Source organism: Hymenobacter glacieicola (assembly GCF_014640315.1).
GTDB lineage: Bacteria > Bacteroidota > Bacteroidia > Cytophagales > Hymenobacteraceae > Hymenobacter > Hymenobacter glacieicola.
This window is the reverse complement of the sequence record NZ_BMGS01000003.1, coordinates 488,167-494,858: the sequence shown is the minus strand read 5'-3', so window position 1 is coordinate 494,858 and position 6,692 is coordinate 488,167. Positions and strand designations below refer to the sequence as shown.

Here is a 6,692-nt window from a genome sequence, read left to right as displayed (position 1 = left end):
CTTTTTTTCAAGCGAGCCGCTTTCTTTTGTTGCTGATCAGCTTCCGATTGAAGCGGGCTGCAAAGGTAGGAACTGGTGTTGCACTTTCCAAGTTCCAGGGCAGAAAACTTTTTTTCGCGTTTTCCTCTCCCTTGTTCTCCTTAGCCCGTTTCTCGGCTAGAAGCGGGCTGCAAAGGTACTACCTAGTAGTTGTCTTTTGCAAGGAAGCAACGAAAGTTTTTCGCCTCTTCCTGTCCGCTTCCGGCTGAATCGGGGTGCAAAGGTAGCACTCCGCGTGGCAACTGTGCAAGCCCTACAAAAACTTTTTTTTTCGGGAGTCTCTCCGGACTAGAGCAAGTGGCAACCGAGTACCCAGCATGAGTCGCACCGCGTGCTCTGCTTGGCCCCACCGCGTTTCGGTTTGGGAGTGCAAAAGTGCAGCATGGAAGTAGAATCTCCAAACCTAGCCTCACTTTTTTCCGTTTAAGTCGCTGCTTTTTTGAAGTAGCTGTATTTATACGGCAGATAGGCAAACACTTAACAGTTGAAAATTTGTTCCACCTAAATGAAAAAAGGCTTTTACTTAATGTAAAAGCCTTTCAAATAAGCCAGTAAACTGCCTTCAGGGACGATAGGAATCTATGTATTGCTGAACTTCTCTAATACTGGACTGGTATTGCAGGGCTTCGTATACCCGATAGAAGTTCTGACGATCAGCTACCCGAGCGTACATATACTTGGCTAGCTCTATCCGATTACGGTCAAATGCCATTGTAGCAACAAACCGCCGGGCATCATCAGCGGGTATGCTGGTTTCCCGCAGGGCCTCCCGAATGATAGCCAGCTTATTATCGTCAAAGGATTGGCGCTGTACGGTTTCCCATAAGGCCTCGACTTCCTGCGGGGCCATTACATAGGGCTCAGCAGAATACGAATCATTCGGATAGCTAGGACTATTGCCGTAATCAGGTAGGGGAGCTGGTGGTATGGCGGGAGGATAGTTGCCTCGAGGGCCATTGCCGTAGCTACCGCGGGCGATGGGAAAGGCCGAAACTTTTCGTAGCACCGGAGGATACCCATTACGAGCTACTAGCACAAAGTTGGTTTCAAGGCCCCCGTCTAAGAACACTTGCGTGCGGTAAGCAATGCTGCGGCCATATCTGGTGGGTATGAGGAACTCCGCCTGGTGGTAACCTGGGGCGAGTCGGTCAAGGGAAACCTGTCGGGCACCACCCCGGGTAAGAACCCGGCCATCGAACACGAGTTGAAACAGCATACCACGCTCCGCAGTGAAGTTTGCATTAGCAGGAGCGGCCTGCACGCAAGCGGCCAGCAACAGGAACAGCGCAGTACAGAGTAGTAAAGTCTTTTTCATGGTAGCAGCAGTAAGCAGATTGGGGGTTCGACCTACTGATGCCCAAGCCAAGTATTATGCCAACTCTATACTTACTATATATAGGAGCCGGGAGCTGGACTACCGCATATTCAGAGGTAGCCACCCATCATCTGACCTGTACCTATTATAGTATAGATGCAGAAAAGCCCGAGCTACGGCTGTAACTCGGGCTTTAGCGGGTTCTTTGCTGCGTTTACTCAGCTATTCGGGTGACTTTGAATTCCGTCCGGCGGTTACGCTGGTAGTCCTCCTCCGTTTTGGCGCCTTTCACTACGGGCAACGATTCGCCGTAGCCTTTAGCGGTAATACGGGATTTGTCGATGCCTTTGGAGACGATGTAGGCTACTGCTGACTCGGCCCGGCGCTGGGAGAGTGCCATGTTATAGGCGTCTTTACCGCGGGAGTCAGTGTGTGAGCTTAGCTCAATCGTGATTTTGGGGTTGTCGTTGAGGGTTTGCACGAGCTTATCCAACTCCACTGCCGCATCAGAGCGGATATCTGCCTTATCGTAGTCGTAGAAAATGTTGTCGACTACAATGGCTTTGTTTTTCACGATCTTGGTAAGGGTCAGAGTTACTGGCACTCGTACATCGTTCATTAGGTCAGGTAGGGCATCCTGGGCCGGCCGGCGGCCGACGGTGCTGAGGGAGTTGCGGGCGGCAAAGTAGCCCGCCCGATCAGCAATCAGGGAATAGCTGGCAGTAGCAGTATCCAGCCGCATGCTGAATTTACCATCGGCGGCCGTTGTCACTTCCTGCAGTTTCTGGCCGTTGCTGCCGTACAGGGTCACCGTTTCGTTGGCGACGGGAGCCGTCTGCCCAGTCCGGTCATTGCGCTCTACCAGCGTACCATCGGCGTAGAAGGTAACGTACTTGTAGGGTCGCTCCCGGAACAGGTAGAGGTCGTCGGAGCCCTTGCCGCCTACTCGGTTCGAAGCAAATACTCCTACCCGCTGCCCCGTGAAGAAGGGCGCGAAATCGTCGCCGTTGCTGTTAATAGGAGCGCCTAGGTTGGTGACTTTGCCTTTCTGCACCTTGAAGATATCGAGCTTGCCAAAGCCGGGGTGCCCGTCGGAGGAGAAGTATAAGGTACCATCCGGGGCAATGGCGGGAAAGTTTTCGTTGCCGGGCGTATTGATTTGGTCGCCCAGGTTTTCGGGGGAAGAAAAGCGGCCAGGGCTTTCCATGGTCGACTTGTAGAGGTCGTTGCCACCGAGGCCCCCCTTGCGGGTAGACGTAAAGTAAAGCGTCTGGCCGTCGGGTGAGAAAACCGGCGAAAATTCATCGGCCGTGCTGCTGTTCACGCCGCGCAGAATTTCCGGCTCGCTCCACGCACCGTTTTTGTAATAGGAAGCCCAGAGGTCAACGCTTAGGTAGCCTTTCTTGGACCCATCGTTGGAGCGGGCGAATACCATCATCTTGCCATCGGGCGAGTAGGTAGCACTGGCCTCATGCCGATTTTCGGAGTTGAAGATGGGCTCAAGCTTCCGAACCGTACCGCCCGTAAGTTTCTGCTCGTCGTCAAATTTGATGGCATACAGGTCGTTAAACCCTTCCCCGTTGCCCTGAAACACTTTGCCTTCGCGGCCAGAAGCAAAAACCAGTTCCTTGGTTTCAGGCATGCGCGTGGCGCTAAACTCAGCTGCCGGCGTGTTGATCTGATCCAGAGGGGTTACTTCATCATTGGTGCGCATGGCCAGCAGGGCCGTGGAAGCCCGGGCCGTGCGAGCCGCCGTTTCCGCCTGCTCGGCCAGGGTGCGGTTGCTCCCCGCTTGGGCGTAAGTTTCAAACTGGGTAGCGGCTTCCTCCGTTTTGCCGGCAGCCCGCAAAGCCTGAGCGTAGCGGAAGCCAGCATCCGGTGCTTTGGCTTTGCCGTCTAGCGCCGCTTTATAATAGGGCTCAGCTAGCTCCAGGCGGTTGGAAAGGCGGTAAGACTCGGCAATCCGGTAGTTCGATTGCGCGACGTTACGGCCCTTAGCCACATCCTTTTTATATAAGGCAATAGCGGTTTCGTACTCGCCCTGGGTAAAGCGCTTATCGGCTTTGCTTACGCTGCCAGACGTAGCGCAACCCGTAAGCAGCGCGGCCGAGGTAGCTACGGCACCTAGTAGAATATAGGTTTTCATGAAGGACAGGGATGGGATGGGTGCGATACCAAAACGAATAACGAACATTTTGGTGTCAAGTATATCAAGATACAACCAGTAGCGGGAAAATCCGCTCAGGAAACCACGGGCTGAAAGTAACGGGCTAACCAGGTAGAAGCAGCCGGCGCGGGCCAGGCAGTCCGCAACTGTCCTACCGTGCTAATGGTGTTATCGAAGTACAAGGTGGTAGCCTGAACTCTGCCAGCCGTTACGGCTGCACGAAGCTCCCGACGATCCAGAAGCAGCAGCTGCTCTTGTGCTAGAAACGCCAGCCTCGATTTATCCAGCAGTTGCAGACCGAGTTGTTCCTCTATGCTACGCACAAAGCGCACCGAAGCATCAATGGAGCAGCCGCTGGCATCTGCTACTGCCTCATTGAGGCCGATTACCAGAAACTGGCGGTGCAGTATCTGGGCGGAAGCGGCCAGCGTGCGGCCGTGGCTGGTCCAGTCCGCCGCAAATTTACGGAGGGCCGGCTCTAGAGCAACTAGTTCAGCGTCGGTGAACGGGCGGTTTGCCTGGTAAATCCAGAGGCGAGCCGACGCAGGTAATTCGTTGAAGGGTACGTACATACTATAAGTCGCGAGAAGAAAGTATTGCCAGGCAGCTAGTATGCTGGCTGGGGCTGATATAGTTACAAAGAAACAGCCCCGCCCGGAAGTTCCGGCGGGGCTGTGTTACTACGTGTTTGTAGGCCAGAGCAATTTTATGCATTCAGGCCTTCGGCGGAGGCAATCAGCTCGGCTAGGTCAAACACTTGCACGTCGGATTCGCGCTCCTTGTTTTTCACGCCGTCGGCCATCATGGTCATGCAGAAGGGGCAGGCAACGGCAATAACGCTGCCGCCGTGGTTAGAGCCTGCCGGTAGTGCGGGGGCCGTGCTTTCCGCGCCTTGCAAGTTGCGGAGCACTTCGGCATTACCGTCCAGGGTAGCCAATGCCTCTTCGGCGCGCTCAATGTTAACGTCTTTTTTGCCGGGTTCGGGCTCTTTCCACATCTGCGCGCCACCGGCACCGCAGCAGAGGCCGTTGGTTTTGCAGCGCTTCATTTCCAGCAGGTCGGCATCCAGCACTTCCAGCACGGCGCGCGGGGCCTCGTAAATGTTGTTGGCGCGGCCCAGGTAGCAGGAATCGTGGAAGGTGATGCGGCGTCCCTTGAACGATTCCCCGCCTTCGGCCGTGACCTTACCCTCGTTGATGAGTTGCTGCAGGAAGGTGCTGTGGTGAATCACCTCGTACTCGCCCCCTAAGGCAGGGTACTCGTTTTTAATGGTGTTGAAGCAATGCGGGCACGCTGTTACTACCTTTTTGATGCCGTAGCCATTGAGGGTAGTAATGTTTTGCATAGCCTGCATCTGGAACAAGAACTCGTTACCCGCACGCTTGGCTGGGTCACCGGTGCAAGATTCTTCCATGCCTAGCACGGCGTAGTTGACGCCCACGTGCTCTAGGATTCGGACGAAAGCCCGCGTTACCCGCTTGTACCGGTCGTCGAAGGCACCGGCGCAGCCTACCCAGAACAACACTTCCGGCGTTTCGCCCCGGGCCGCCAGATCGGCCATCATCGGAACGTTGATTTGACGTTTTTCCATTAGAAGCTAGAAGGGAGAAGCCGGGAGCTAGAAGCAGCTACCACCGACTTCAGAAAGTAAATGAAGGGGGAAAGATTGGCAACAGCCCTAGCGCTGCGCCACAGCGGCCTTGTCCGTCACGAACAGATCATCGGCCCAGTTAAAGCGGTCGGAGGGGGAGAAAGCCCAGGGCGCGCCGTTGTTCTCGATGTTGCTGAACATCACGTTCAGGGAGTTAGGGGCGGCTGATTCTTCCAGTACCAGGAAGCGGCGCATTTCCACGATGCTTTCCAGGGGGTTGATGTTGACGGGGCAGGCTTCTACGCAGGCGTTGCAGGTAGTGCAGGCCCACAGCTCTTCGGGCGTCACGTAGCCGCGCAACAAGGTATGGTTCTCCTTGTCGAGCTGTTCTTGCTCACTGTGCTTGGCTTCCTTACCGTACAGGTTCGGGTTGAAAATAAGGGGCGAGTTATACTTTTCCTCCACCCGGTCGCGGGTGTCCATGATGATTTTGCGCGGCGAGAGAAGCTTGCCGGTGAGGTTGGCCGGGCACACGGAGGTGCAGCGGCCGCACTCCGTGCAGGAATACGCGTTCAGCAGATTGGTCCAGGCCAAGTCGTCCACGTCTTTGGCCCCGAAGGGGGTAGGCGCGGCCGCCGAGCCATCGGGTTCGGTGGCGGGCGCGGGCACCTGGTAGCTGGGGTCCATCATGGCTTTTACCTCGTGGGTAATGCTTTCCACGTTCGAGAACTGCCCCTGCGGCACCAGCCGCGAGTAGTACACGTTGGGGAAGGCCATGATGATGTGGAAGTGCTTGGAGCTCGGCAAGTAGTTCAGGAACAGCAGGATACCCACAATGTGAGCCCACCAGCCTATCCGTTCCAGCACGTGCAGCGCGGTCGGACTATCGGGTAGCAACCCGGTCAGGAACTGGCTAACGGGGTAGGCGCCCGGCAGGTCCGCGCCGTGCAGCTTCAAGTCAGCGGCATTCATGGTGAACAGCGCCGTCATCAGAATTACCTCGATGTAGAGAATAACGTCGGCATCAAGTCGGGGCCAGGCCCGCATTTCGGGCCCGGTAAAGCGACGAACGCCCTTCACGTTACGGCGCCACCAAAGGGCCGCTACGGCCAGAATAACCAGAGCGCCCAGCACCTCGTTGGTGGCGGTAAGTGCCGAGTAAAGCGGGCCTAAAAACTGCAGGAAGCGGTGGGTCCCGAAGAGACCATCCACCAGTATTTCAATGACTTCAATGTTGATAACAATGAAGCCAACATAGACAATCAGGTGCAGAACGGCCGGGGTCAGGCGCTTAAACATTTTCTGCTGGCCAAAGGCCACAAGTAACGTTTTCCACAGCCGCTCGTTCACGTTGCCACTCATATCCCGGTCGCGCCCGACCAGAATATTGGCGCGAATCTTCCGCGCCTGCCAGAAGAACAGGCCGAAGCCCGCCACTGCTACCAGCAGGAAAAGAATGTTTTGAAAGGAAAAGTGCACGGGAATTGGGTAGGTTTGGGTTTAGGCCGAAATATACTCGTTATGCATAACAAATTACAGAATTTGCCTGCCTAGTTTCCGGCTGAAATATTTTTTCTCGA

General features: G+C 55.4%; 6 protein-coding genes. 1 reads left to right on the top strand and 5 read right to left on the bottom strand.

Annotation, left to right across the window (positions count from 1 at the left end; translation table 11 throughout):
- Positions 1-248: hypothetical protein (locus IEW18_RS21660; RefSeq protein ID WP_229728641.1), on the top strand; the 248-nt coding region annotated here is incomplete at its 5' end.
- A gap of 353 nt (positions 249-601) precedes the next feature.
- Here the strand turns inward: IEW18_RS21660 and IEW18_RS07980 are convergent.
- The 5 genes from IEW18_RS07980 to IEW18_RS07960 form a co-directional block, all read right to left on the bottom strand.
- Entirely contained in the window at positions 602-1,354 is a 753-nt protein-coding gene (locus IEW18_RS07980; protein ID WP_188557300.1) for a proline and serine-rich protein 1 family protein, read from the bottom strand.
- Between the two features lie 214 nt (positions 1,355-1,568).
- A complete protein-coding gene (locus IEW18_RS07975) occupies positions 1,569-3,500 on the bottom strand; it encodes a CHU_0125 family OmpA-like outer membrane integrity protein (protein ID WP_188557299.1) in 1,932 nt (643 codons plus the stop codon).
- Between the two features lie 95 nt (positions 3,501-3,595).
- Positions 3,596-4,093 carry a hypothetical protein gene (locus IEW18_RS07970; protein WP_188557298.1) on the bottom strand — a complete coding sequence of 166 codons (498 nt, stop codon included), beginning with the start codon at positions 4,091-4,093 and terminating at the stop codon, positions 3,596-3,598.
- A 134-nt stretch (positions 4,094-4,227) separates the two neighbouring features.
- Positions 4,228-5,082, bottom strand: a complete 855-nt coding sequence (locus tag IEW18_RS07965) for a (Fe-S)-binding protein (RefSeq protein ID WP_188557319.1) — start codon at positions 5,080-5,082, stop codon at positions 4,228-4,230.
- A gap of 117 nt (positions 5,083-5,199) precedes the next feature.
- Positions 5,200-6,591: a 4Fe-4S dicluster domain-containing protein gene (locus IEW18_RS07960; protein ID WP_188557297.1), complete on the bottom strand. Its 1,392-nt coding sequence runs from the start codon at positions 6,589-6,591 to the stop codon at positions 5,200-5,202.
- Positions 6,592-6,692 lie beyond the last annotated feature (101 nt).

What these genes read in the sequence shown, in the direction of transcription:
- IEW18_RS07965 (WP_188557319.1), bottom strand. Translation starts at nt 5,082, where the DNA reads ATGGCCGATCTGGCGGCCCGGGGCGAAACGCCGGAAGTGTTGTTCTGG.
- IEW18_RS07970 (WP_188557298.1), bottom strand. Translation starts at nt 4,093, where the DNA reads ATGTACGTACCCTTCAACGAATTACCTGCGTCGGCTCGCCTCTGGATT.
- IEW18_RS07975 (WP_188557299.1), bottom strand. Translation starts at nt 3,500, where the DNA reads ATGAAAACCTATATTCTACTAGGTGCCGTAGCTACCTCGGCCGCGCTG.
- IEW18_RS07980 (WP_188557300.1), bottom strand. Translation starts at nt 1,354, where the DNA reads ATGAAAAAGACTTTACTACTCTGTACTGCGCTGTTCCTGTTGCTGGCC.